This is a genomic window from Campylobacter pinnipediorum subsp. pinnipediorum, assembly GCF_002021925.1.
In the GTDB taxonomy this organism is placed as follows: domain Bacteria; phylum Campylobacterota; class Campylobacteria; order Campylobacterales; family Campylobacteraceae; genus Campylobacter_A; species Campylobacter_A pinnipediorum.
In genome coordinates, this window is sequence record NZ_CP012546.1 from 781,554 (window position 1) to 806,411 (window position 24,858).

Consider the following 24,858-nt stretch of genomic DNA (forward strand, 5'->3'; position numbering starts at 1 on the left):
ATGGAAGTTATGGATTATTTTAAACAAATTTGTTCCATTCCTCATTGTAGTTTTGAAACTAAAAAGATGTCTGAGTTTTTGGTTGATTTTTGTAACAAAAATGGCTGTAAAACAGTTATAGATGAGTTTGGAACAATACATGCTATTAAAGGCAAACCGAAACTTTGTTTGCAGGCTCATTATGATATGGTTTGCATAGGAGAGGCTCCAAATTTAGAACTCGTTGTGGATAATGGCTATATGATGGCTAAAAATTCATCACTTGGTGCTGATAATGGTATCGGTGTAGCTATAATGATGAACTCTATTTCAAATTTTGAAAATATTGAGTGCCTTTTTACAAATGATGAAGAGGTTGGAATGATAGGAGCAACTAATTTTAAAGGTGAGATTGTTTCAAAATATCTTTTAAATTTAGACAGTGAAGATGATAATGAGGTTATTATAGGTTGTGCTGGTGGTCTTGATTTGTTTGCAAGTATTGATTTGCAAATGCAAACAACAAGCATTAAAAATACCTATGAAGTTACTGTTAGTAGACTTCGTGGAGGTCACTCTGGTATTGAAATTCATAAAAATATACCAAATGCTATAAAGGTTTTAGCTAGATTTTTAAGAGAAAATGAATGTAAGCTAGTAAGTATTGATGGTGGAGAAAGAAGTAACTCTATACCTACAAAAGCAAAAGCTGTAGTTGCATGTGAAAAAGAACTAGTAAGCAATAATGAGTTTATAAGTGTGAAAAAGATTGAAAGCTCAAATGAAGTTATGGTTAATGGTGATAGAGTGCTAGCTTTTATTAACTCATTTTCCCAAGGTGTAAGAAGCTATGACGCAAATATAAGCATAGTGTTAAATAGTATAAATTTATCTCTTGTAAATATAAAAGATAATAAAGTTATTTTGACATTTTTTGCAAGGTCTATGGATGAAAAAGGTTTAAGAGAATTAGAGTTTGAAACCACAGAATTGGCTAAGGTACTTGGATTTGATGTTTCTGTAAAAGATAGATCTGTTGCCTGGAAGCCAGAGATTACTGAATTTGCTAATGATGTTTTAAAACAGCTTCAAGTTTTCCGTCCTGAGGCAAAGATTACTGCAATTCATGCTGGACTTGAATGTGGAATCTTAAAAGATGGTCAAAAAAATCTAACAGTTTGTTCAATAGGTCCAAATATACACTCTCCACATTCTACCAATGAAAAAGTAGAACTAGCTTCTGTTGATATAATAACTAAAGTTGTGAATAATATAGTAAGAAAATATCAGTAGTTATAAGGTAGCATTAGCTACCTTATTTTATATCTTTACGATTTTTATATCGTTGTCTTGTGCTTGTATCTCTATCGTGTCGTCATTTGAAATTTCATCATTTAGTATCATATCAGCCAACTTATCTTCCACAAGTTCATACAAAGCTCTTCTTAAAGGTCTTGCTCCATAATTTATGTCAAAACCGGCACTTGCTATTAGTTTTTTTGCTTCTAAGCTGATACTAGCCTTTATTCCGCGGTTGTTTAAAATCTCTTTTATCTCTTCAAACATTATATCAACAATTTGAACAAGGCCATCTTCACTTAAAGGATTGAAAATAATTATCTCATCAAGACGGTTTATAAACTCTGGTTTAAAATAATTTTTAAGCTCATTTTTTACAGAGTTATCTCGCTCTTCGCCTTCAAGTTCCATTATAAAATTTGAAGCTATGTTTGATGTTAGTATTATGATTGTATTTTTAAAATCAACCGTAACACCTTTATTGTCAGTAGCTCTTCCATCATCTAATATGCCAAGTAATATGTTAAATACATCTTTATGTGCTTTTTCTATCTCATCAAATAACAACACACTATAAGGTTTTCTTCTTACGGCCTCTGTTAACTGACCACCTTCTTCATATCCTACATATCCAGGAGGTGCACCTAGTAGTCTTGAAACACTATGTTTTTCCATATATTCGCTCATATCAAATCTTATTAAAGATCTTTCATCATCAAATAAAAACTTAGCTAATGCTTTTGCTGATTGTGTTTTTCCAACACCAGTAGGACCTAAAAATAAAAATGAGCCTATAGGTTTTTTGTCGCTACTAAGTCCAGCTTTGTTTCTTTTGATAGCTCTTGCTAGTGCATTTAAGGCATCGTCTTGACCAACAACATTTTGTTTTAGATATTCTTGTATCTTTGTATATTTTGCTTTTTCGCTTGTTAGCATTTTTGATACAGAAATTCCAGTCCATTTGCTTAAAATTCCAGCAACAAGTTCTTCATCAACTTGATTTTTTAGCAAAACACCTGATTTTTTCATATTTTCCCATTTTTCTTCAAGCTCTTTTTGAGTTTTGCTTACTTCCAAGATTTTTCCATATTCTATTTCAGCCGCTTTATTAAAATCACCATTTCTTCTTGCATTTTCCGCTTCGTTTTTCAGTATGTCTATCTGTTTTTTTGCATTTGAAATTCCATCAAAAACTGATTTTTCATTTTCAAATTTAAGCTCAAGACCGCTTTTTTGCTCTTTTAAGTCTTCCATATCTTTTTGTATTTGTTCTAAACGATCTTTGTTTTTTTCTTCATCTTCCATTTTTAGAGCTTCTTTTTCAACTTCAAGAGCTATTATCTCTCTTTTTATTTTTGCAAGTTCATAAGGCTCACTCTCTATTTGCATTTTTAATTCAGCCGCAGCCTCATCTATTAAATCAATCGCTTTATCAGGTAAAAATCTACCAGATATATATCTATGGCTAAGTTTTGCAGCGGCAACCAAAGCTGTATCTGTTATATTTACATTATGATGAACTTCTAGTTTTTCTTTTATTCCTCTTAAGATTTGCAAAGCCTCATTTACTGTTGGTTCTTTTATATCTACTGGCTGAAACCTTCTTTGTAAAGCCGCATCTTTTTCAAAATATTTTCTATATTCTTTTAATGTTGTAGCTCCTATTGTATGAAGTTCTCCTCTTGCAAGTGCTGGTTTTAATATATTTGCAGCATCCATGCTTCCTTCACTAGCTCCAGCTCCTACTATGGTGTGAATTTCATCTATAAATAAAATGATATTCGCAGCACTTTTTACCTCATTTATAACAGCTTTTAGTCTATCTTCAAACTCGCCTCTATATTTTGCGCCAGCTATCAATGCACTCATATCAAGTGCAATAACCCTTTTGTTTGCTAGGCTTGTTGGCACATCTTTTGAGATTATTTTTTGAGCCAATCCTTCAACTATTGCTGTTTTACCAACCCCAGGTTCTCCTAACAATATAGGGTTATTTTTGCTTTTTCTTATTAAAATTTGCATCATTCTGGTTATTTCTTCATCTCTACCTATAACCGGATCAAGCTCTCCATTTGATGCTTTTTGTGTTAAATCTATTCCGAATTTTTCCAAATTATTTAGATTTTCATCACTTGTTTGATTTGTTATTTTTTTACCACCTCTTATAAGCTCTAGATTTTTCTTTATTTCAGTTAAGTCTGTAAATTTTGATATTATGCTTTTTATTGGTTCAAGGTTTAAATTTGCTATTATCCAAGTGTCAACAGCTATAAAATTATCACCTAAACTTATCATTAAAGCTTTTGCATTTTCAAGTGAGTTTATGCTATCTTTTGAAAAAGATACATTTTCTTTACTGACATTTGATGATGTTGGAAGATTTTGAATCTGTGATTTTATCTCTAATAAAACAGCTTCTTTATTTATATTTGCTTTATTAAAAACCTGATTCATTATAGATGTATCATCAACAACTAAACTCCAAAAAATATGCAAAGGCATTACCTGCTGGTTTTTTGAGTGTATTGCTAAACTAGCACCATTTTCTAAAGCATTTGACATCGAAGATGTAAGTTGTTCTCCTATGTTTGCCATATTATCTCCTTTTAATCTTACTAATGAGAGCATTATATAACTTTAGTCTTTTAATGTCAAGTTTATTGAATAATTTCTTTTAATATATAAAAAAATAACTATTTTTTTTATTAAATTTATGCTATTTTTAGCGAAAAAAGACTAAAATATGAAATTATTTAACATTAGGAGATTTTTTTTGAAAAAAGGTAAATTTTTTTTAATTTCTGCGGCGTTAGCCTCTGTTTTTTTTATGGCAAATTTAAATGCAAAATCACAAGAGAATGATACAAAAGATAGGGTTGAGGCTCTATCAAAATTAAACAAAGCTTTAAATACAGTTGAAAAATACTATGTTGATGATATAAAATTTAATGAACTTATTGATAAAACTATTGCAGGGCTTATGCAAAATCTTGATGCTCACTCTAGTTTTTTAAATGAAAAAGCATTTAAAGATATGCAAGTTCAGACAAATGGAGAATTTGGTGGACTTGGTATAACTGTAAGTATGAAAGATGGTGCTTTGACTGTTGTGTCTCCTATAGAGGATACTCCTGCTGATAAAGCTGGTATAAAAGCTGGAGATATTATTTTAAGAATTGATGGAAATGCTACTATAGGCACAACTATAGATGAAGCTATAAATAAAATGAGAGGTGAACCAAAAACTCCTATCAATATCACTATTGTTAGAAAAGGTGAGCCAAAACCATTTGATGTTAAGATTGTAAGAGATATTATAAAGGTTGAATCTGTATACACTAAAATCATAAAAGATTCAAATATTTTATACTTAAGAGTTACAAATTTTGATAAAAATGTAGTTAGTAAAGCCAAAGATGCAATTAAAAAACATAAAAATGTAGAAGGTATTATACTTGATCTTAGAAACAACCCTGGTGGACTTCTAAATCAAGCTGTTGGTCTTGTTGATTTGTTTGTTGATAAAGGTGTTATAGTTTCTCAAAAAGGTAGAGATGAAAAAGAAAACTCACAATATAGTGCAAGCAAAAGTGCCACTATAACAAATCTTCCTTTGGCTGTTTTGGTTAATGGTGGTAGTGCAAGTGCAAGTGAGATAGTTAGTGGATCTTTGCAAGATAGTAAAAGAGCTGTTGTTGTCGGAGAAAATACATTTGGAAAAGGTAGTGTTCAAGTTGTTTTACCTATAGATAAAAAAGAGGCTATTAAATTAACTATAGCTAGATATTATTTGCCTAGTGGTAAAACAGTTCAAGCTGTCGGTGTTATACCAGATGTTGTTGTTCATCCTGGAAAAGTTCCACAAAATGACAACAGTGCATTTATGATAAAAGAAAATGAACTAAAAGCTCATCTTCAAGGCGAACTTGAAAAAATAAAAGATGAGAAATCAGATAAAAAAGAAAAAGATGATAATAAAGGCAAAAAAGAAAATGATAAAAATATAGTAACTCAGAAAAAAGTTAATGATGATATTCAGTTAAAGACTGCGATAGATGTTATTAAGGTTTTAAAAACAAATATAAAGGGCTAACCAATGCAAAAACTAGAACTTGTGTATGAGGGTAAGGGTAAAAAGTTATATAGCACTAATGATGAAAATCTTTTAGTAGCAGAGTTTAAAGATGATTTAACAGCATTTAATGCTCAAAAAAAAGGTAGTGAACAAGGAAAGGGTGCCTTAAATAACAAAATAAGCACTCAAATTTTTAAACTACTTCAGGATAGTGGTATAAAAACGCATCTTGTTGAGACTATTAGTGATACAGAACAAGTTATAAAAAAATGTAAAATTATACCTCTTGAGGTTGTTGTAAGAAATATAGCAACCGGTTCTCTTACAAAAAGACTTGGTATTGAAGATGGTAAGGTTTTACCTTTTACTTTAGTTGAGTTTTATTATAAAAATGATGATTTGAATGACCCTATAGTAAATGATGAGCATTGTCTTGTTATGGAACTTGTTAGAAGCAAAGATGACTTAGAAGTATTACGTAAAACCGGTAGAGAGATAAATGATATTTTATTTAAGTTCTTTAAAGAAAGAAACCTAAAACTTGTTGATTTTAAAGTTGAGTTTGGAATAGACAAAGATGGAAATATAATATTAGCTGATGAAATTAGTCCTGATAGTTGCCGTTTTTGGGATGCTACAACAAATGAAAAATTAGACAAAGATAGATTTAGGCAAGGTATAGGTGAGGTAAAAGTTGCTTATGAAGAAGTATTAAGAAGAATTTTATCATAAGGTATTAAATGAAAGCAATTATAAATATAGCACTCAAAAATGGGGTTTTAGATCCAGCAGGAAAAGCTACAGAACACGCACTTAACTCTTTGGGATTTAATAATATATCAGGAGTTAGGATAGGTAAACAGATAGTTCTTGAAATAGATGAAGCTGATAAACAAAAAGCACAAGATCGGTTAAAAATTATGTGCGATGAACTTTTATCTAATACTGTTATAGAAGATTATGAGATAGTATTATGAAGGTAGCTATTGTATTATTTCCAGGTACAAATTGCGAACAAGATACTAAATATGCTTTTGAGCTTTTGGGTTGTGAAACTGAGGTGGTTTGGCACAAACAAGATAAAATTAGCGCTGATTTAGTAGTTTTACCTGGAGGTTTTAGCTATGGTGATTATCTTAGAACAGCTGCAATAGCAAAATTTTCACCTATAATGAAAGCTGTTTTAGAGCATGCTAAAAATGGTGGATATATTCTTGGAATTTGTAATGGCTTTCAAATGCTTCTTGAGTTGTCTTTGCTGGATGGTGCCATGAGAAGAAATGAGAGCATGAATTTTATATCAAAATACCATAAGCTTAAAGTTGTATCTAATAAAAATAAATTCTTATCTAATTGTATTGAATCTGAAATTTTAAATATACCGGTAGCACATGGTGAGGGTAATTATTTTACAGATCAAGACACGTTGAAAAAACTATATGATAATGAGCAAGTTTTATTAAAGTATTGCGATGATTATGGTAATGAAATCAACCCAAATGGCTCTATTGATTTTATTGCTGGAATTTGTGATAAAAATAAAAAAATATTTGGACTTATGCCACATCCAGAGCGTGCTTGTGATTTAATACTTGGTTCTGATGATGGACTTAAAATGCTTAAAGGTTTAGTTTGTTAAAAAAATATATTCTATTTTCTCTAGTTGTTTTTTTATATGCTGAAAACTTAGATGAACCTAGTGTTTTTGATATGATGCAAAGGGATGGTACTGATAAATTTATAAAAAATAAACCATCCCAAACATCGGAATATAATAAAATAGATGAGCATTTAGATAAAGATCAAATAGATAAAAGGGATATAATTAATTTAAATCCTACAGATGAGCCTGATTTGAATATCCCTGAATATATGCTTTATGATACGATAAAAAAGAAAGATATTATTTTAAAAGTTTCTGAAATGCCAAAAGAGGTCATTGTCGGAGAGATTTTTAAAATAGATATATCTGTAAATATTCAAAGCAATTTTGATTTTGAGTTTGTAAGTGAATTAGATGAGACAAATTTAAATTGGTTAAATAAAAATAGTATTCAATGGGTAAAATATAAAGATAGTGAAAATTATATAGCTACTTTTTATATACAGGTAAAAAACACAAAGGCAAAAAGTACTAGTTTTAATTTAAAATTAATTAGAAATGAAGAAGTATTTCAGGAAGGTAATATGAATATTTTTCTTCCAAAATTAAAACAATTAAAAACACAAAACGATTATAATAATATTGTTGCTGATTTGCTAGAGGTAAAGAAATTTAAAACTACTAAATTTGATGACACAAACAATATAATGATAGTTGAATTATATGGTAAAAATATCAATATGGCATCATTTTATATAGATAATAAAAATATAATAAAACAAGGTGTTGATACTATAGCTGGTGATTTTGGTAGTCAAAGTGCATATTATTTTGCTGTTTTTAAACCAAATAAAAAAACATTGGATTTTAGCTATTATAATTTAGTTAGAGGAAAATTTGATAGTTTTTCTTTGCCTGTTAGTATAGAAGATGATGAAATTAGCACACAGATAGGATTAAATCCAAAACAAAGTGATATAGTTTTTTATAAAAATAGCGTTATATACATACTCGGGCTGATATTTTTTATTATATTTTTGATAAAAAGAAAAGTAATATATTTTATTTTATTTTTAATATTTGCGGCTATTGGTTTTTATAGTTATAATCCTTTTAGAAATGCTGTTTTAAATAAAAATGTAAATGTAAAAATATTACCTACAATTAATTCTACTATTTTTTATACTACACAGACAGATGAAAATGTAGAGATATTGTTATATGTTGATGATTATGTGAAAGTATTATTTCATGATGGAAAAATTGGATGGGTAAAAAAAGATGATATTATCAAGAATTAAAGCTGCGTATTATTTTGTAGAATTTATTATTAGTGTTGTTTTGGTTGTATTTTTTATGTGGATTTTTAAAAATAATATGCATAAAGTTAGGCGTATTTGGGCAAAAACGCAGAGAATTTTAGGCTTTTATAAAGTGGAAATTATAGGAAAAGCCAAAGATGCTAATATGATCATTGTTAATCATAAGAGCATGCTTGATATAGTTGTCTTAGAAGATGTTTATCCTAAAAATTTATGTTGGATTGCAAAAAAAGAGATAGGAAAATTACCAATTATAGGTAAAATTATGACTTTGCCTAAGATGATTCCTGTTGATAGAGAAAGTCCTAGGGCGATAATTAATTTACTAAAAGAGGTAAAAGATAGATTAAAAGATGATCGTGTGATTGCTATTTTTCCAGAAGGAACTAGGGCAAAAGGCAATAAGCTTTTGAAATTTCAAAGCGGAGCTAAAGTATTGGCTGAAAAACTGAATTTAAAAGTTCAACCAGTTGTTGTTGTTGGCTCTGACATACTTGATGTAAATAATTTTACTTTCAAGAACGGAACTATAAAAGTAGTATATATGGATGTTGTTGATACAACAAAACCAGATTGGTATGAGGATACAAGACATAAAATGCAAGAAATTTTAGATCAGAATAGAAATGTTGATTAAGATATTTGCTGTTGGTTTAGGTGGATTTTTTGGGGCTATTTTGAGATTTGTTTTAAGCAGTGTAATTTTAAAAGTGTATCCAAGTTTTCCACTAGGAACACTTTTTGTAAATGTCTTTGGTAGTTTTTTGATGGGAATTTTCTTATCATTAAATTTTGAAAATGAAAATTTAAAGCTATTTGTCACTACTGGTATTCTTGGTGCCTTAACAACTTTTTCAACTTTTACTTATGAAAATATTATATTTTTAAATGAAAATAATTTTAAATTTTTTATATTAAATATAATTTTAAACCTATTGTTGTGTATATTGTTTTGTTATTTAGGTATATTGCTTATTAAAAAATTATAGCTATTGTATTTACACAATGCTAAAATGGATATTATAAGAGTTCTATAATTTTTAAATAATTCTTTTATAAATTGTTCAAAAAACTAAGTGCTTATATGCGGATTCTGTCTTTTTTATTCTTGATCAAAAATCCTAAGAATAAGAAATCATTTTAACTTACATTTTAAAAAATTTTAACTTATAAAAAGATATATTTTTGTTAGTTTGTATTTTTATGGCTTATATATTATTTTAATTTATTTTATGTTTTATGTTAAATATATTTTGTAGGCTTTTTGAATAATCTTTTAAAAAATATCCCATTGACTTATAAAAACTGCTTTTTGATTTTTCTATTAGTTCATCACTTAGTATTGTTGCATATGGTAGAAAAAATCCTATTAGAAATTTTACTAGTAACTCTTGTTTTTTCTCATCTAACTCATTTTTAAATATTGCTGATAAAAATAGTAATTGATTTGAAATGCTATCCGAAGAACCAAAAAATGGTTTGAAATTTATAGCTGTGTAAAATTTTTTTAAATCATCTTGTGCAGTTTCAAAATAAGTTCTTGCTAAAAATATCTTTCTTAGGCTTCTAAAATCAGTCCTTAGCTCCGCCAAACTCTCATTTTCTATAAAATCTTTATATAAGATACTACCATTTTTATTTTCTTCGCTATCATTTTTTACTATCCAAGAATTGCTATTTTTTATTTTTTGAAAGCCTTCTTGAGACATTGCTTCATTAAAATTATTTGCAAAAATTAAAGATAAAATACCGTAAAATTCACCAACTCTCACATAATCTCCTTAAAATTTGACAAATTTTAGCCTAATTGAATTTAAAACAACATTTATTGAACTAAAACACATAGCAAATGCTGCATACATTGGGCTTAATAATAGTCCAAATGGCGGGTATAAAACACCTGCTGCTATTGGTATACAAATTAGATTGTATATAAAAGCCCAAAAAAGATTTTGTTTTATAGTTTTCATTGTTTTTTTAGCAAGTTTTAGCGTAAAGATAACATCTTTTAATTGATTTTTTATAAGTACTATATCACCAGAGCTTTTTGCTATATCAGAACCACTGTTCATAGCTATGCCGACATCTGATTGTTTTAGACACAAAGAGTCATTTATGCCGTCACCAACAAAAAAAACTTTACCTTTGCTCTGTATATTTTTTAATATATCTAATTTTTCGTTAGGCATAGTATTTGCATAAAACTCATCAATTTCTAGTTTTTGAGCTACGGTTTTTACACTTTTTTCATTATCACCAGATATTATTATTGGTGTTATGTTGTATTTTTTTAGCTCTTGTATGCTTTGTATGGCATCATCTTTTAACTCATCAGATATGCCTATAGTCCCTATAAATTCATCATTTTTAGCATAATAAATAAAGCTTTGTATATCTTGTAGTTGATCTATTTCTTGATTTGGCACAGTTATATTGAAATTTTTTAATAGTTTTTTGTTGCCTATTATTACTGTGTTTTTATCATCTTTGTATGTTATGCCAAGACCAAGATGGTTTTTAAACTCACCTTTTAAATTTAATATCTTAATATTTTTATCTTTTGCAAATTTAACTACAGCTTTTGAAATAGGGTGTTCGCTTAGATTTTCTACCGAAGCCACCAAAGATAGTTCGTTTTCATCTAAATTCGAATAAGATACACTTATCTCTCCTTTGCTAAGTGTTCCCGTTTTATCAAAAATTGCAAATTTTACATCTTTAATAATCTCTATAACTTCTGGATTTTTTACGAGTATTCCACCTTTTGCACCCCTTGATAGTGATGATATGATGGCTATTGGTGTTGCAAGACCTAAGGCACAAGGGCAGGATATTATAAGGACATTTATAGCATTTATTATTGCATAAGTATAGTTTTGTGTTATCATAGCCCAAATCGTGAATGTTATGATTGATAAGGTTATAACAATTGGCACAAACACATTAGCAACCTTATCAGCTAGGCGAGATACTGGCATTTTTTTTGTTGTTGCATCACTTAAAAGTGCAAGTATTTGTGATAAAAGTGTTTGATTTGATAATTTTGTGATTTTTATTATTATATGACCGTTTGTATTTGTTGTTCCAGCATAGACTGTGTCGCCTATGCCGTGGTATTTTGGTATACTTTCGCCAGTTAGTGTAGATGTGTCTATCTCTGCACCACCTTGGATGACAACCCCATCACTAGGTATATTGTATCCATTTTTTACAATCACAATATCGTTTATTTTTAGATTGGCTATAGGTATTTCTTCATTTTGTCCATCTGGTTTTATTATGGTTGCTGTTTTTGCGGACATATCCATAAGTGTTTTTAGATAATCCCCAGCTTTTGCTTTTGAACGTTCTTCTAAGAATTTACCAAGCAATACAAAGGTTATTATCATTGTTGCTCCGCCAACATATATATGTGTCAGGTTATTTGGTAATAAATCTTTAAATATAATGACGAAAACCGAATGAAAAAGTGCACTTAAAGATCCAAGTGCAACCAATACATTCATATCATAATTTTTGTTTTTTAAAGACCCTATGGCATGAGAAAAAAACATTTTTCCATTATAAAATATTGCAAAAATAGCAAGTAAAATCATTATCGTATTTATAATAATTGTCTGGTTAAAAAACATTTCAAGCGACATTATTATACAAGAGATAATCAATGCTGATATGAAGTTGTTTCTCAAACTAAGTACATATAGTCTTTGTTTTTCTTCAAATTCTTCTATATTAAAAGCTATATCGTAGCCTAATTTTTTGATTTTAGCTTTTAGGGTTTGTAAAATTTCATCATCTTTTACTTCAAATTCTCCAATCCCATTTGCAAAATTTACCTTTGCACTGCTAACTCCATCTATTTTTAGAGCTACTCTTTCAACAGCGTTTGAGCAGTTTACACAACTCATTCCGCTTATATTTAGCTTAACTTTTTGCATTTTATAGTTCTTTTGAAACCTCAAATCCAAGATCATCAAGCTCTGATTTAAATTTCTCTACATCATCGCTATTTTTTAAATCAACACTTACGATTTTAGGCTCAACACTTAAATCAACTTCTATATCACCAAATTCATCACTTAATGCATTTTTGATTGTATTAGCACAATTTTGGCAATTTATGTTTAAAACTTCAAATTTTTTCATTTTATATCCTTTATCATGTGTTTAAAATCTTTATCGTATACTCTAAAATCTTGGTCGTATAAAAACCCAAGTCTTTGATAAAATTGCATAGTTTTTTCTTTGTGATTATCTACAATAAGTGATATTTTATTATAGTTTTTATCTTTTGCTAAATTATCAGTGTAGTTTATAAGCTTAGTAGCTATTTTGTTGCCTCTGTATTTTTCATCTACAGCTATTGCATCTATATAATACTCATCATCAAAACACTCTTTTTCAAAGATATTTTTATAATGCTTATCGAGATATTCAACATCTTTTCCGCCGTAGCTAACCATAACACCAACAATTTTATTATCTTTTTCAAAAACAGTTGTGTTTTTATAGCTTATACGACACTGTTCGCTTTTAAACATACTTATCAAAAAATCATTTGTGTATTTTTCATCATTACTCTTGCTTAGAGTGTATATAATATCATCAAGAGCTAGTTTTAAAAGATTTATGCATTGATTTGCTTCATTGGTATTTGCTTTTCTTATCATTTTGTAATTATAAAATTTCAAATTAAATTTATTACTAATGTTTGTTTTGATTTTTTATAATAAAAATATTATCGCAGGATTAGGGATATTGTTATCCCTAATAAATTTTACATGTAGTTTAAAAGACTTAGTTGATTTATCTTTGATGTCGCTTGAAGCATAGCTTGATAGCCCATCATTTTTTGAGTTAAGCTTAGGTAAGACTCTGCATAATCAGCATCTATAACCTCGCTTTTCACGCTAGCAACATTTACTTTCATCAAGCTAGCTCTTTCGTTTGTCTCTTTTAATAAATTTGTATAAGAGCCTATTTTTACTTTTTCTTTATTTATATGATCCATTATATGATCTATTCTTTCTATTGCGCCTTGGATTCCGTTGTTTCTAGGGTCTTCATTTTTAGAATCACTTCTTCGAATCCCATTTCTTACAGCATAAATCATTTTTTCCAAATCTTTAAATACATCTATAGATGGTTCGTCTATCGCTTGTGCATTATTTTGCATAAAGCTAAAAATTGATCCTTTGCCCTGTGCTTTATCCTTTGTGCTTCCGGTGCTATCACCAAAAAATTTACCACTTTCTTTGTCATTATATATAGCAACATCTATATTTGTAACGGATTGTGTTTTGTCTGTTACTACAATTTTTCCTCTGTGATCTAGATTAACATCTATAGCACCTTTTGACTTATCTATGCTTCTTTTGTATTCATCGTAGTTTTCTTTTCTTTTTTCTAGACCATCTTCGGTTGCTATTTTGATATCTTTTTCTAAATTTTTTTGTTCAGGTATATTATCGCTTGCAACCATTCCTATGATATCCATTAGTTGTCTATAAGTAAAATCATCAGTTTGTGTTGGGTATTGTCCAAATTCATCTGAGTTGTAAACAGTTATCGTTGTTCCTTTTTTTCCGATATCTGGATTTGTATCTTGTATTGAAAAACTAACAGGGCCACTAGGATTTTTTTTACCTAGGTTGACTGTTATATCATATTTTACGCCGTTTCTTGAATTTATCTTTAGATTTATTTTTTCACCATCTATATTGTATCCATCCGGCTTATTTCTTATATGTGGATATAAACTTTCTGCACCAGCAACCTCACTTAGCCTAGTTGAGTCTTTGGCAAATTCTCCAGTAAAGCGGTTTACTTGGCTTACATTTGTTGTTAGAGTATTGTCTTTTTTTTCTAATCTTACTTTATCAAAATCAAAACTATCTACCGTTTTCCCATTTTCATCTTTATAGATGTTTTTTGTAAAATTAGTAATATGTATTGAATTATTTTTAAAATTTTTTTCTAATTCCACAAAATCTTTTACATCCGCTGGATCATTTGCTGCATTACCGGGTAATCCGTCTTTCTTGTCCACTATTTGAGTAGCGCCTACAAGACTCATGTTTAAATTCTGACTACCCTTAGTTAAATCTTTTACAACTATTTGACCATCATTGTTTATATTTACATCTACAACTTTGCTTGTCGCTGTGTTTCCAAACTCTTGTCCTATTTTGTCCATAAAACCACGCATTGTGGCATCAGCGGTCAAAGAAAACTTACTTGTAAATGTTGTCCCATCTGTTTTTGTTCCTTGAAGATAAAAATAAGTATCTGGAAATTTTATATTTTTATCAACAAAATCATGATCTTCATTTAGTGTATCCTTATTTTTTACATAGTTTAAACCTATTAGGTTTTTAATAGTGCTTTCTTCATTTAGATACTTTGGATTTTCATTTGCATCAGGCTTCGTTTGATCTGCAAGCCTGACATTAGTTGTTATAGTTTTATGATAGTCATTGTCTTTTCCTAAAAATAGATCAAATCCATTTAAATTAAAAGGTATATCAATTTTTGAACCAGAAATCGTTGTCATATTTTCTTCATTTCCATTGTAGCTACCATTTTGGCTTATTGGTTTTGTATCAACAGCACTTCCAGAAAATAAAAATTGACCATTTATAGAAGTGTTAGCTATATTCATAAGGTGATTTTTTATACCTTCTAAGTCATTCGCTATAGCTCCAAGTGATGTTGTGTTGTGTATATCACTAGCCGCTTGAACTAATTTAACTTTGAAATTTTCAAGTTGTTTGCTAAATTCTTGCAATGATTTGTCAGAATTTTTTGAAAAATTTTGAGATTTTGATGTAGCTTCGGTCACTTGTTCTAAAGTAGTAATTTCGTAATCAAGTCTCATAGCATCACTGTATGTTCCAGCTGCTTCATATGATTTTTGTATTTTTAAACCACTTGAAAGTTGCATATGGTGCTTTTGAACACCTTGCATTCCTCGCTGATAATCATACATAGTTTGGGCATATTTCCACTGGTTTGTTATTCTCATTATTATATCCTTAACTTCAATACCAAGATATTAAGCAAAATTAATTCCATAATATGCTTTAGTTATTGATTTATAAATACTATATCGGATAATATTTTATTTTTTTTATATATAATCACATAAATATAAAAAAATGATTTTATTTAAGGATGTTTTATGAAAATACTTTTTTCTCCCAGTGAAAGTAAAAGCAATATTGATAGTGATAAAAAGATAAGTAAATATTGCTTTGTTTTTGAAGATTTGTTTAATAAGAGAATGGAAATTGTAAACATATATAATGAATTTATAAAAAATAGCACTGAAGAAGAGTTGTGTAAGTTGTTTGGTTTAAAAACATACAATGATAGTTTAAGGTATGACTTATTTGAAAAAGGTTGTGTTAGGGCTATTTTAAGGTATAACGGTGTCGGATATAAATATTTGGATTATTTAAACTTGGATGAATATTCTCAAAAATATATAGATAATAATGTTTTAATATTTTCAAATTTATTTGGTCCAATTTTAGCAAAAGACATGATACCAGAATACAAGCTAAAACAAGGAGAAAGAATACAAAAATTAAATATAGAAAAATTTTACAAAGATAATTTTAGTTTATATATTGATGAATTTTTAAAAGATGAAGTTGTCTTGGATTTAAGAGCAGGGTATTATGAAAAATTTTATGATATAAAAAAAGAGTATTTTTCTTTTAAATTTATAAAAAACGGTAAGGTGGTTAGTCATTTTGCAAAAGCATATAGAGGAATTTTATTAAAAGAGTTAGCTAGTAACAATACAAATACTAAAGATGAGCTTATGAATTTAAATATTGAGGGTTTAAAGCTACTAGAAATAAGAAAGATAAAATCAAAAAATGAATTAATTTTTGAAATAATTGGCTAAATTGTGATTTTTTTAACTTTTTAGCAATTTTTTGTTTGAAATGTATTGTATTTTTTCAAAAAAAATTGTAGAATACCCCAATAATACTTTTAAAGTAAAGGATGTTTAAAATGAAAAAAGCTGATTTTGTTCAAGCTGTTGCTGAGAAAACTGGACTATCTAAAAAAGATTCTCTAAAAGCTGTTGATTCTACACTAGAAGTTATAACAGAAGCTTTGGTAGGTGGTGATAGTATTAGTTTTATAGGATTTGGTACATTTAGTACTGCTGATAGAGCTGCTAGACAAGCTAGAGTTCCTGGAACTAAAAAAGTTATAGATGTTCCTGCTAGCAAAGCTGTTAAATTTAAAGTTGGAAAAAAATTAAAAGAAGTAGTTGCAGCTAGCGTTAAAAAAACTAAGAAAAAATAATAATATCTTAATTTTATATGTTTGGTTTGTTTTTTCAAGCCAAACTTTTTTTATGCCCGAGTGGTGAAACTGGTAGACGCGCTAGACTCAAAATCTGGTAAGGGCAACCTTGTGTCGGTTCGAGTCCGACCTCGGGCACCATTAGTACATTTAAATACATTCACTAAAGCACCAAAATATCGGACTTTTAAAGCTCTTAATGGTTTTAGTATGTTTTCACAGATTTTTTGTTGACTTGTAAGAAATAATTGGTTTTGAGTCAATAAAAAAGTATAAACATGTCCAAAATAGCTAATTCGCTAATTGTGATAAATTTATAAACTGTATATTTGTAAGTGTAAGTAAAACCTAAAAAAGGCTTTACTTTAAATTATTTTATAAGTTGTTTTGCAACATCTTGTGCATATTGAAGTTCTGTTGTTATACCAACGCAAGAACAGTTTATCTCGCTTAAAACATAAACATCATTCCCATCTTTATCATAATCAAGAATATAATCTAAAGTCCAAAGTAAAGGATAATCAAAACCTTCTAAATAAGGTTTTATGTCTTTTATACCTTGCTGTGATAATGCTAGCACACCAGACCATTTTGGATCATCTGGCTTGTCATATTGGTATTTTGCACCCGAGAAAAGAGTAGCAGAAAACTCGCCTTCTTTCGGTTTTTTATGAACTATTGAAACCGGCTTTTCTTTAATTAAAAGTACTCTTATTTCACCCTCACTAATTCTTTTTAGATATTTGCAGCTTACAAAGCCTTTTTTACCTTTAAAATATACTGCATTTGGATCTTCTTCTTCAAAATTATTTTTAAAGTTAGTTATAAAATCGTCTAAACTTTTAAAGTTTTCTTTTTTATTATTAACAGCTTCTGTGCAAGTTATACTTTCATCGTCATTTAATTTTACAAGATAAACACCTTCTCCGGTTGAGCCATAATTTGTCTTCAAAACTCTTATTTTTTCTCTTTTTAAAATTTCTGGTAATTCAGCTTTAAACTCTTTGTAGTTTTGATAAAATTTAGTGCTTTCTTCACCCATTGCTGTCAATTTTAGCTTTTCTAATATATCTTTTAAGTCTAAATTTTTCATAACATCTGGATGAGTATGTACAACTACACCTTCATCACTTAGTTTTTTTAAAAACTGAAAATACTCATCAACTTCTTTTAAATTACCTGGATTTATCCGGCTTATTATATGTAAGGCATTTTCTTTTAGATATTCAAATAATTTGTCTTTTTTATCTGGAACATAAAAAACTATCTCTGTATCTAGTTTTGTAAATTCTTTTATTGCATTTAAAATAGGCTTAGTATCAGGTCTAAAACCATCAAAACCTTTATCTGTTCCCTTGCTGTACTCTATAACAAAAACTTTTTTCATTAAAAACTCCTTAATATTTAATAATAATTATAACATTTTATATTTAATAATAACTTTAGTGTAATAAATATATAAAAAATTAAAAATTCATATAAACATAATTAAATTAAATAAATTTGGTGGTAATTTTAACTACCAATAGTATATTATAAAGTTTTTCTGAAATAAAATTAGAATTTATTTAATATTTGATAGAAATATAATTATTGAAATACTTGTTAAATATATTAAGTTTTGGCAAAGAAGTGATTTGTTTCGACAAAATTTGTTTTTTGGTTTTATAAAGCTGGCAAAACCAGCTTTATGTTAATTGTTCTCGGGCAATTCTATCCATTTTTGGGCTATTCTTACCGCATTAGTGGCAGCACCTACACGGATTTGGTCAGCACAACACCATAAATGTAAAATATTATCACGGAAGTTGTCAACTCTAATTCTACCAACATAAGTTTCATTAGTGTCGCTTGAAATCATAGGCATAGGATATTCTTTTTTGCTTGGTTCATCTAACACAACAACACTTGGAGCATCTCTTAAAATATCTCTAGCCTTATTGGCATTTACTGAATTTCTAAAGTGTATAGTGATGGCTTCTGAGTGACTTCTAAGAACAGGAACACGAACGCAAGTAGCCGATACTTCAATATTTTTATGAAGTATCTTTTGTGTTTCATTTACCATCTTTATTTCTTCTTTTGTGTAATCATTATCAAGAAAAACATCTATATGTGGTATTAAATTTAAAGCAAGCTGATGAGCAAAAACCTTAGGCTCGCACTCTCTAAGTTTAAATTCAAAAAACTTTTGCATTTGGGTTACTAACTCTTTCATACCCTCTTTACCTGCGCCACTTGCTGCTTGATATGTAGCAACATCAACACGTGCTATATCAAAAACATCATCAAGAGGTTTTAAAATTTGCACCATTTGAATAGTAGAGCAATTTGGATTTGCTATAATTCCTCTTTCTTGCCAGGCATTTATATCAGCTGGGTTGCACTCAGGAACAACCAAAGGCACATCGGCATCCATTCTAAAATGGCTAGTATTATCAATAACAACAGCTCCGCTAGCTGCTGCAAGAGGTGCAAATTTTGATGAAACCGAACCACCAGCGCTAAAAAATGCTATATCTATCTCGTGTTCTTCAAAGCTAGTTTCTGTAAGTTCTTTTACTTTATAACTTTTACCGTGAAAAATTATCTCGCTTCCTGCACTTTTTGCACTAGCAAGCGGCAACAACTCGCCAACAGGAAAATTTACCTCTTCTAAAACATTAAAAATTTCTTCTCCAACAGCTCCAGTTGCACCGACAACAGCAATATTAAATTTCTTCATCAATACTCCTTTAAATTGTATTTTTTTATTAGTTTTTTTATATCTTCAGTGCTTAAGTTTAAAATAGAAGATGCCTCGTTTAAATTAAAATCAACACTACTTATAACATCTACAAAAAAGTCTTTTTTTATCTCACTTATCTCTTTTTTCTTTCTACTTTGGATAAACAAATCATCTGCTTTTATATATCTATCTTCGCTTAGTATAGCTGCTCTTTCTATGATGGATATAAGTTCTCTTATATTTCCAGGATAATCATAACTAAGTAATTCTTCCATAGCTTCTTCGCTAAGTTCTTTTTCTTCTAGGCTATATTTTTTGCAAATATTTTCCAAAGTTTTTTTAGAGATTGGTATTATCTCTTCTTTTCTATCTTTTAGTGGTGGTATAAGTATTGGTATAGTGTTTAGTCTATAATACAAATCTTGTCTAAATTTTCCATCTTCTATTAAGTTTTGTAAGTTTGCATTTGTTGCACATAAAATTCTAACATCTACTTTTATGCTTTTTAAGCTGCCAAGTCTTGTTATTTCTCTTTCTTGTAAAGCTCTTAGTAATTTTGGTTGCAAATTTATAGGCATTTCTCCTATCTCATCTAAAAATAGTGTTCCTCCATTTGCTAATTCAAATTGACCTATTTTTTGAGCTATTGCATCTGTAAAAGCGCCTTTTTCATATCCAAATAGTTCACTTTCTATTAGATTTTCAGGTATTGCTGCCATGTTTATTGCAACAAAAGGCTTATCTTTTCTGTTTGAGTTTTTATGTATGTATTTTGCAAAAACTTCTTTCCCGGCACCACTTTCGCCCATTATCATTATGCTTGTATCTGTTTTAGCTGCTTTTAATGCTATGTTTAAAACTTTCTTTAAAGCTTCAGATGGATTTATAAAATCATCATTTGTTTTTATATTTTTGATTTTTTTTACAGATTTTATTTTTTCACGCTCTAATTTCACCCTTTTTATTGTTTCGTATAGCGTGTTTATATCAAATGGTTTTGTTAAAAAGTCCTTAACCCCAAGTCTTACACTTTCTATTGCTCTATTTAATGTGGCATTTCCGGTCATGATAATAACATCATATTTATTTTCTAGCTGTTTGATAAACTCAATACCATCAATTCCTGGCATATTTATATCTGTTATTATTAGGTCTATGCTATCATCTAGTTTTTTTAAAGCTTCGTTTGCATTTTTATAAGTTTTGATATTTAACTCTTGAAATTCACTAAGACTAATTTCAAGAGATTTTCTCATATTTATATCATCTTCAACTATTGCTATATTCATAATTACTCGCTTTCAATAATAAAAATCATAGCCGAATTTGACTTAAAATCTATTGTAAAATCAATAGGTTTTATAGTTAATTTAGTTTCGTTTAAAAAATTTAAACCATATTTTTTTGATGTACTTTTTATAAATGTTTTATTTAATGAAAAACATTCAAATAACTTATCTTTATTTAAATTCAAATAATCAATTGTTTTTGTATCTTTATCTTTTGAATTATTAATTTCACATAAAAATTTTAAATTTCCATATCTCTTTACCATAGGTTTTGAAATATTAAAATTTTCAGAATAGGTTGCATTGTTTTTGAAATTAAGATCAGCCCAGAAGATAAAATCTTCCGAGCCAAAAAGTATATAACTTACGAGTATTAATAAGCAAAAATTTCGTGCCACTTGTCTTTATTTATATTTAGTGTCATATTTACTTTATAAAGTCCATTTTTAAACTCTTCGCTTACTATGCTGGCATTTTTTACAAGTCCTTGAACTTTTGTTGTGATTGTAGAATCTTTAAGCATAGCATCTTTTACTGTATCTTGTGAGTTGATTTTTACTCCATATAATTTTCCTGCAAGTTGTGAGTATGCATCTGCTATGGCTGCTCTTTTTGCAAGTGTTAGAGCTTGTGCGTGAGATATAGCATTTGTGGGCGCTATACCTTCACCAACTGCATTAAAACTTATATCTATTGGTTCTGTAGCGAATGTCATTTTTTCTTTTTTTATAACTTCTCTTAAATCATCTTTATCTACTTTTTGGATCACAATATCACTAGGTATTGTAGTTGGTTCTCCAAAAAAGCCATTAAAAGAGCATGCACTAAAAGAAACCAAAACAATGGCTGATAAAAAAGTTATTTTTTTCATAATTTTATATACCTTAATTAAATTTATACTTTATGCTTTTGAAGCAAAAATTATTCCAAATTTAAAGTTTCATCATCAATGATATCTTCATCACTTTCTGTGCTTTCTGTTTTTGGACAACTTGCTATACTTACAACTTCATCACCATCTACATTTACAACTATAACACCACTTGTATTTCTACCGGCTTTGCGTATACTTTGCATATCAACTCTTATCATTTTTCCACTAGTTGTAAGAGTCATAAGATCCATATCATCATCAACCATAACTACACCAACAAGATCGCCAGTCCTACCTGTAAGTTTCATACAAATAACGCCCTTTCCACCACGATTTGTTAGTCTATATTCATCTGCTGTTGTTCGTTTTCCTATACCTTTTTGAGATATGCTTAATATCTCTTGTGAATTATTTTCTATAACAGCCGCGCCAACAACTTCATCATTTTGCTCTTTAAATTTAATACCAGTAACACCTCTAGCTGTTCTGCCCATTTGTCTAACTTTGTGAACATTAAATTTAAGACACATACCCTTTTTAGTAACGATAAATAGCATTTTGCTTTCATCTTGACTTTCAACACCGTCTTCTGTATTTTCATCTTCAAATGACAAATCAACACCATCTCCTTCAACTATCAATGCTGTTACAAGCTCATCATTTTCATCTAAATTTATAGCTTTAACGCCTATTGAACGAATGTTCTTAAACTCGCTTAAATTTGTTCTTTTTACAACACCATTTTTTGTAAAAAATGCAAGTGATTTGCTTTCATCAAAATCAGTTGTTGGTATGATAGCTTTTATTTTTTCATCAGGCTGAAGCTGAACCAAATTTACCACGGCTTTGCCTTTTGCTGTTCTGCTTCCTTCTGGGATTTTGTATACTTTTAACCAGTAAAGCTGACCACGGTCAGTAACAAACATTAGTGTATCATGAGTGTTGCTAGTAAAGAAGCTTTCTATGAAATCATCATCATAAGTAGTGACTGCTAATTTACCTTTTCCACCTCTTCTTTGTTTTTCGTATTGTTTGCTAGGAACTCTTTTTATATATCCGCGGTGAGTTATGGTAACAACCATATTTTCATTAGGTATTAAATCTTCTATATCTATATCATCATAGTCATCAACTATTTCTGTAATTCTAGGAACTTTGAATTTATTTTTTATCTCTTTTAATTCTTCTTTGATAATCTCTTCAAGCAATGTTTCGCTTTTTAGAATTTCGCTAAGTTTTTTTATCTCAGCCATAAGTTCTTTTAGTTCGTTTTCTAGTTTTTCTCTTTCAAGCCCTGTTAGCTTACTTAATCTCATATCAAGTATTGCATCGGCTTGTAATCTACTAAGTCCAAAGCTGCTCATCAAGCCTTCTCGTGCTGTTTGAGTATCTGGACTTGAGCGTATCAAGTTTATTACAGCATCTATATTATCAAGTGCTATTTTTAAACCCTCTAGAATATGTGCTCTTGCTTTTGCCTTTTCAAGGTCAAAGATTGTTCTTCTTATTATTATAGTTTTTCTATGATTTAAGAAAAGTTTTAAAAGTTCTATCAGGGTAAATACTTTTGGCTCTTTGTTGTCAATAGCAAGCATTATTACACCAAAAGTAGTTTCCATTGTTGTAGATTTAAATAAGTTATTTAATACAATATCACTCATAGCATCGCGCTTAAGCTCTATAACTACCCTTATACCTTCTCTATCACTCTCATCTCTAACTTCGCTAATTCCATCTATTTGTTTATCTTTTACTAAATCAGCTATTTGTTCTATAAGCCTTGCTTTGTTTGTTTGATAAGGAAGTTCATCTATTACTATAACATCTTTGTTTGGTTTTTTTTCTATGTGTGTTTTTGCTCTTACCTTAACACGACCTCTACCTGTCCTATATGCTTCTATGATGCCTTTTTTACCAAATATTATACCACCGGTTGGAAAATCTGGTCCTTTTATATGTTGCATAACTTCTTCTAAACTAGCATCTTTGTTATCAAGAACTAGCAAAAGGCCATCTATTAGTTCATCTAAGCTGTGAGGCGGAATATTTGTAGCCATACCAACAGCTATACCGCTTGAACCATTTAATAATAAATTTGGAATTCTACTAGGTAAAACATCAGGCTCTATCTCACTACCATCATAATTTGGTATAAAATCAACAGTCTCTTTTTCTATATCACTTAATATATCTTCTGATAGCTTTGTCATCTTTGCTTCCGTATAACGCATAGCCGCTGCACTATCGCCATCTATAGAACCAAAGTTTCCTTGTCCATCAACACTTGGATAGCGCATAGAAAAGCTTTGAGCCATTCTTACTAATGCATCATATACAGCTGTATCTCCGTGCGGATGGTATTTACCTATAACATCTCCAACAATTCTTGCTGATTTTACATATTTTGCACTACTTCTTACACCTAATTTGTGCATAGCATATAAGATTCTTCTATGAACAGGTTTTAAACCGTCTCTAGCATCAGGTAAAGCACGACCTATAATAACACTCATAGAATAATCAAGATAACTTGCTTTTATAGAATCTTCAATATCTATGATTTCAATATCTTGGGTTTGATTTAAAATATTTTCTTCCATTTTTATCCTTACATATAACTAATTTATTCTATCAAAAAATTAATAAAAACTTCCTAAATAGCATTTGTTTTTTATGTTTAAAATGATATAATAAAAATCTTTAAGTAGTTGTTTGGAGGATAAAGTGTTCTGGTGTCACTCACGGACTTCAAATCCGAGGACAGAGCGGTTGACCGTTTTGTGGGGAGTTCGATTCTCTCATCCTCTCGCCATTTTTTAGTTAAGCAATCTTAAAAAAGAGTATACATTTTTAACACTTTGTATATGTTTTGCATACCAAATTGCATATTCTTCTTGTTTTTTTGACTCAATGATTCCACTAAATACAACATCGCAACCAACAACACTTACCCTTATTTGTGTTGCATTTATTTTTTTATCTGTAAAAAGTTCTTTTTTTAGATTTGTTAAAATAGCTAAGTTGTTACAATGATAGTTTTTTTGTTTTAGTCTTAAATATGTATATATTTTTTCAACACCACTTGTATTTTTTGCTAAATTTATGAGTGTATTTCTATATTTTTCAGATTCAATAAGCCCTATAAGATATACATTTGAATAAAAAGACTCTACTTCCAAATCTAAGCTATTTAAACCTTTAGTTGCAAATATTTTTGCTTGAATTTTAGTTTTAATTAATTTATCTTTCGCAATAGAATAAATTCCTCTTTGATCTTTAGAGATAGAGTATGCATCATATACTGTTGCTACATTAGATGCAGGCATTAAAACATTGCTAATACAACCATTTAGAATAGTTAAAT

Annotated in this window: 23 protein-coding genes and 2 tRNA genes; 12 read left to right on the top strand and 13 right to left on the bottom strand. The window is 29.2% G+C overall.

The features are described 5' to 3' along the window. Positions 1-1,272, top strand: a complete 1,272-nt coding sequence (locus CPIN17260_RS04010) for a M20/M25/M40 family metallo-hydrolase (protein ID WP_078406000.1) — start codon at positions 1-3, stop codon at positions 1,270-1,272. Between the two features lie 27 nt (positions 1,273-1,299). Here the strand turns inward: CPIN17260_RS04010 and CPIN17260_RS04015 are convergent, their stop codons facing one another. Further along, the gene (locus tag CPIN17260_RS04015; protein ID WP_078406001.1) at positions 1,300-3,873 is read right to left on the bottom strand and encodes an ATP-dependent Clp protease ATP-binding subunit; all 2,574 of its coding nucleotides are present in this window, start codon (positions 3,871-3,873) and stop codon (positions 1,300-1,302) included. A gap of 148 nt (positions 3,874-4,021) precedes the next feature. Between CPIN17260_RS04015 and CPIN17260_RS04020 the strand changes: the two genes are divergently transcribed. From CPIN17260_RS04020 to crcB, 7 genes are read left to right on the top strand one after another with little or no spacing between them, the layout of a single operon-like run. Beyond that, positions 4,022-5,371, top strand: coding sequence for a S41 family peptidase (locus CPIN17260_RS04020; protein ID WP_078406002.1), 1,350 nt, complete (start codon positions 4,022-4,024; stop codon positions 5,369-5,371). A 3-nt stretch (positions 5,372-5,374) separates the two neighbouring features. After that, entirely contained in the window at positions 5,375-6,085 is a 711-nt protein-coding gene (gene purC, locus CPIN17260_RS04025; RefSeq protein WP_069637308.1) for a phosphoribosylaminoimidazolesuccinocarboxamide synthase, read from the top strand. An 8-nt stretch (positions 6,086-6,093) separates the two neighbouring features. Next, on the top strand, positions 6,094-6,330 hold the full coding sequence (purS, locus tag CPIN17260_RS04030) for a phosphoribosylformylglycinamidine synthase subunit PurS (protein ID WP_078406003.1): 237 nt from the start codon (positions 6,094-6,096) through the stop codon (positions 6,328-6,330). After that, positions 6,327-6,992 (top strand): phosphoribosylformylglycinamidine synthase subunit PurQ, encoded by a 666-nt coding sequence (gene purQ, locus CPIN17260_RS04035; RefSeq protein ID WP_069632193.1) that lies wholly within the window; start codon positions 6,327-6,329, stop codon positions 6,990-6,992. The genes purS and purQ overlap by 4 nt, the downstream gene beginning before the upstream one ends. Next, positions 6,986-8,257, top strand: coding sequence for an SH3 domain-containing protein (locus tag CPIN17260_RS04040; RefSeq protein ID WP_069636448.1), 1,272 nt, complete (start codon positions 6,986-6,988; stop codon positions 8,255-8,257). Before purQ ends, CPIN17260_RS04040 begins: the two co-directional genes overlap by 7 nt. Further along, on the top strand, positions 8,238-8,915 hold the full coding sequence (locus CPIN17260_RS04045; protein WP_078440596.1) for a lysophospholipid acyltransferase family protein: 678 nt from the start codon (positions 8,238-8,240) through the stop codon (positions 8,913-8,915). The genes CPIN17260_RS04040 and CPIN17260_RS04045 overlap by 20 nt, the downstream gene beginning before the upstream one ends. Beyond that, positions 8,905-9,267, top strand: a complete 363-nt coding sequence (crcB, locus tag CPIN17260_RS04050; protein WP_069632190.1) for a fluoride efflux transporter CrcB — start codon at positions 8,905-8,907, stop codon at positions 9,265-9,267. The genes CPIN17260_RS04045 and crcB overlap by 11 nt, the downstream gene beginning before the upstream one ends. Before the next feature lie 231 nt (positions 9,268-9,498). On the opposite strand, the gene CPIN17260_RS04055 is transcribed toward crcB, so the two are convergent. From CPIN17260_RS04055 to CPIN17260_RS04075, 5 genes are all read right to left on the bottom strand, one after another. Continuing rightward, on the bottom strand, positions 9,499-10,050 hold the full coding sequence (locus CPIN17260_RS04055) for a hypothetical protein (protein ID WP_069636446.1): 552 nt from the start codon (positions 10,048-10,050) through the stop codon (positions 9,499-9,501). Between the two features lie 9 nt (positions 10,051-10,059). Continuing rightward, positions 10,060-12,216: a heavy metal translocating P-type ATPase gene (locus CPIN17260_RS04060; protein ID WP_078440597.1), complete on the bottom strand. Its 2,157-nt coding sequence runs from the start codon at positions 12,214-12,216 to the stop codon at positions 10,060-10,062. A gap of 1 nt (position 12,217) precedes the next feature. Next, complete coding sequence (locus CPIN17260_RS04065) at positions 12,218-12,424, bottom strand: heavy-metal-associated domain-containing protein (RefSeq protein WP_078415438.1); 207 nt, start codon at positions 12,422-12,424, stop codon at positions 12,218-12,220. Beyond that, positions 12,421-12,969: a GNAT family N-acetyltransferase gene (locus CPIN17260_RS04070; protein ID WP_157887332.1), complete on the bottom strand. Its 549-nt coding sequence runs from the start codon at positions 12,967-12,969 to the stop codon at positions 12,421-12,423. The genes CPIN17260_RS04065 and CPIN17260_RS04070 overlap by 4 nt, the downstream gene beginning before the upstream one ends. An 86-nt stretch (positions 12,970-13,055) precedes the next feature. Continuing rightward, positions 13,056-15,302 (bottom strand): flagellin N-terminal helical domain-containing protein, encoded by a 2,247-nt coding sequence (locus CPIN17260_RS04075; protein ID WP_078415440.1) that lies wholly within the window; start codon positions 15,300-15,302, stop codon positions 13,056-13,058. A 156-nt stretch (positions 15,303-15,458) separates the two neighbouring features. Between CPIN17260_RS04075 and CPIN17260_RS04080 the strand changes: the two genes are divergently transcribed. From CPIN17260_RS04080 to CPIN17260_RS04090, 3 genes are all read left to right on the top strand, one after another. Further along, entirely contained in the window at positions 15,459-16,193 is a 735-nt protein-coding gene (locus CPIN17260_RS04080) for a YaaA family protein (protein WP_078387609.1), read from the top strand. A 110-nt stretch (positions 16,194-16,303) separates the two neighbouring features. Next, positions 16,304-16,603 (top strand): HU family DNA-binding protein, encoded by a 300-nt coding sequence (locus CPIN17260_RS04085; protein WP_069632183.1) that lies wholly within the window; start codon positions 16,304-16,306, stop codon positions 16,601-16,603. A gap of 54 nt (positions 16,604-16,657) precedes the next feature. Next, positions 16,658-16,744 (top strand) — tRNA-Leu (locus CPIN17260_RS04090). Between the two features lie 229 nt (positions 16,745-16,973). Here CPIN17260_RS04090 and CPIN17260_RS04095 read toward each other — a convergent pair. The 6 genes from CPIN17260_RS04095 to gyrA form a co-directional block, all read right to left on the bottom strand. Continuing rightward, positions 16,974-17,990: a Cj0069 family protein gene (locus CPIN17260_RS04095; RefSeq protein WP_078440598.1), complete on the bottom strand. Its 1,017-nt coding sequence runs from the start codon at positions 17,988-17,990 to the stop codon at positions 16,974-16,976. Positions 17,991-18,296: 306 nt separating this feature from the next. Continuing rightward, positions 18,297-19,328, bottom strand: a complete 1,032-nt coding sequence (locus CPIN17260_RS04100; RefSeq protein ID WP_078387611.1) for an aspartate-semialdehyde dehydrogenase — start codon at positions 19,326-19,328, stop codon at positions 18,297-18,299. Beyond that, positions 19,328-20,620, bottom strand: a complete 1,293-nt coding sequence (locus CPIN17260_RS04105) for a sigma-54-dependent transcriptional regulator (protein ID WP_078397841.1) — start codon at positions 20,618-20,620, stop codon at positions 19,328-19,330. Before CPIN17260_RS04105 ends, CPIN17260_RS04100 begins: the two co-directional genes overlap by 1 nt. Positions 20,621-20,622: 2 nt before the next feature. Continuing rightward, positions 20,623-21,018, bottom strand: a complete 396-nt coding sequence (locus CPIN17260_RS04110; protein ID WP_078387613.1) for a hypothetical protein — start codon at positions 21,016-21,018, stop codon at positions 20,623-20,625. Next, positions 20,994-21,491, bottom strand: coding sequence for an LPP20 family lipoprotein (locus CPIN17260_RS04115; RefSeq protein WP_078406008.1), 498 nt, complete (start codon positions 21,489-21,491; stop codon positions 20,994-20,996). Before CPIN17260_RS04115 ends, CPIN17260_RS04110 begins: the two co-directional genes overlap by 25 nt. A gap of 50 nt (positions 21,492-21,541) precedes the next feature. Continuing rightward, positions 21,542-24,094, bottom strand: a complete 2,553-nt coding sequence (gyrA, locus tag CPIN17260_RS04120; RefSeq protein ID WP_078440599.1) for a DNA gyrase subunit A — start codon at positions 24,092-24,094, stop codon at positions 21,542-21,544. Between the two features lie 114 nt (positions 24,095-24,208). Here gyrA and CPIN17260_RS09145 point away from each other — a divergent pair. After that, a tRNA-Sec gene (locus tag CPIN17260_RS09145) sits at positions 24,209-24,306 on the top strand. A gap of 4 nt (positions 24,307-24,310) precedes the next feature. On the opposite strand, the gene CPIN17260_RS04125 is transcribed toward CPIN17260_RS09145, so the two are convergent. Further along, positions 24,311-24,820, bottom strand: coding sequence for a BON domain-containing protein (locus CPIN17260_RS04125; protein WP_078406010.1), 510 nt, complete (start codon positions 24,818-24,820; stop codon positions 24,311-24,313). Positions 24,821-24,858 lie beyond the last annotated feature (38 nt).

Excerpts from the sequence above, each read along its gene's own strand:
- CPIN17260_RS04010 (WP_078406000.1), top strand. The coding sequence starts at position 1 with ATGGAAGTTATGGATTATTTTAAACAAATTTGTTCCATTCCTCATTGT.
- CPIN17260_RS04015 (WP_078406001.1), bottom strand. The coding sequence starts at position 3,873 with ATGGCAAACATAGGAGAACAACTTACATCTTCGATGTCAAATGCTTTA.
- CPIN17260_RS04020 (WP_078406002.1), top strand. The coding sequence starts at position 4,022 with ATGAAATTATTTAACATTAGGAGATTTTTTTTGAAAAAAGGTAAATTT.
- purC (WP_069637308.1), top strand. The coding sequence starts at position 5,375 with ATGCAAAAACTAGAACTTGTGTATGAGGGTAAGGGTAAAAAGTTATAT.
- purS (WP_078406003.1), top strand. The coding sequence starts at position 6,094 with ATGAAAGCAATTATAAATATAGCACTCAAAAATGGGGTTTTAGATCCA.
- purQ (WP_069632193.1), top strand. The coding sequence starts at position 6,327 with ATGAAGGTAGCTATTGTATTATTTCCAGGTACAAATTGCGAACAAGAT.
- CPIN17260_RS04045 (WP_078440596.1), top strand. The coding sequence starts at position 8,238 with ATGATATTATCAAGAATTAAAGCTGCGTATTATTTTGTAGAATTTATT.
- crcB (WP_069632190.1), top strand. The coding sequence starts at position 8,905 with ATGTTGATTAAGATATTTGCTGTTGGTTTAGGTGGATTTTTTGGGGCT.
- CPIN17260_RS04060 (WP_078440597.1), bottom strand. The coding sequence starts at position 12,216 with ATGCAAAAAGTTAAGCTAAATATAAGCGGAATGAGTTGTGTAAACTGC.
- CPIN17260_RS04065 (WP_078415438.1), bottom strand. The coding sequence starts at position 12,424 with ATGAAAAAATTTGAAGTTTTAAACATAAATTGCCAAAATTGTGCTAAT.
- CPIN17260_RS04075 (WP_078415440.1), bottom strand. The coding sequence starts at position 15,302 with ATGAGAATAACAAACCAGTGGAAATATGCCCAAACTATGTATGATTAT.
- CPIN17260_RS04080 (WP_078387609.1), top strand. The coding sequence starts at position 15,459 with ATGAAAATACTTTTTTCTCCCAGTGAAAGTAAAAGCAATATTGATAGT.
- CPIN17260_RS04085 (WP_069632183.1), top strand. The coding sequence starts at position 16,304 with ATGAAAAAAGCTGATTTTGTTCAAGCTGTTGCTGAGAAAACTGGACTA.
- CPIN17260_RS04095 (WP_078440598.1), bottom strand. The coding sequence starts at position 17,990 with ATGAAAAAAGTTTTTGTTATAGAGTACAGCAAGGGAACAGATAAAGGT.
- CPIN17260_RS04100 (WP_078387611.1), bottom strand. The coding sequence starts at position 19,328 with ATGAAGAAATTTAATATTGCTGTTGTCGGTGCAACTGGAGCTGTTGGA.
- CPIN17260_RS04105 (WP_078397841.1), bottom strand. The coding sequence starts at position 20,620 with ATGAATATAGCAATAGTTGAAGATGATATAAATATGAGAAAATCTCTT.
- CPIN17260_RS04115 (WP_078406008.1), bottom strand. The coding sequence starts at position 21,491 with ATGAAAAAAATAACTTTTTTATCAGCCATTGTTTTGGTTTCTTTTAGT.
- gyrA (WP_078440599.1), bottom strand. The coding sequence starts at position 24,094 with ATGGAAGAAAATATTTTAAATCAAACCCAAGATATTGAAATCATAGAT.
- CPIN17260_RS04125 (WP_078406010.1), bottom strand. The coding sequence starts at position 24,820 with ATGCCTGCATCTAATGTAGCAACAGTATATGATGCATACTCTATCTCT.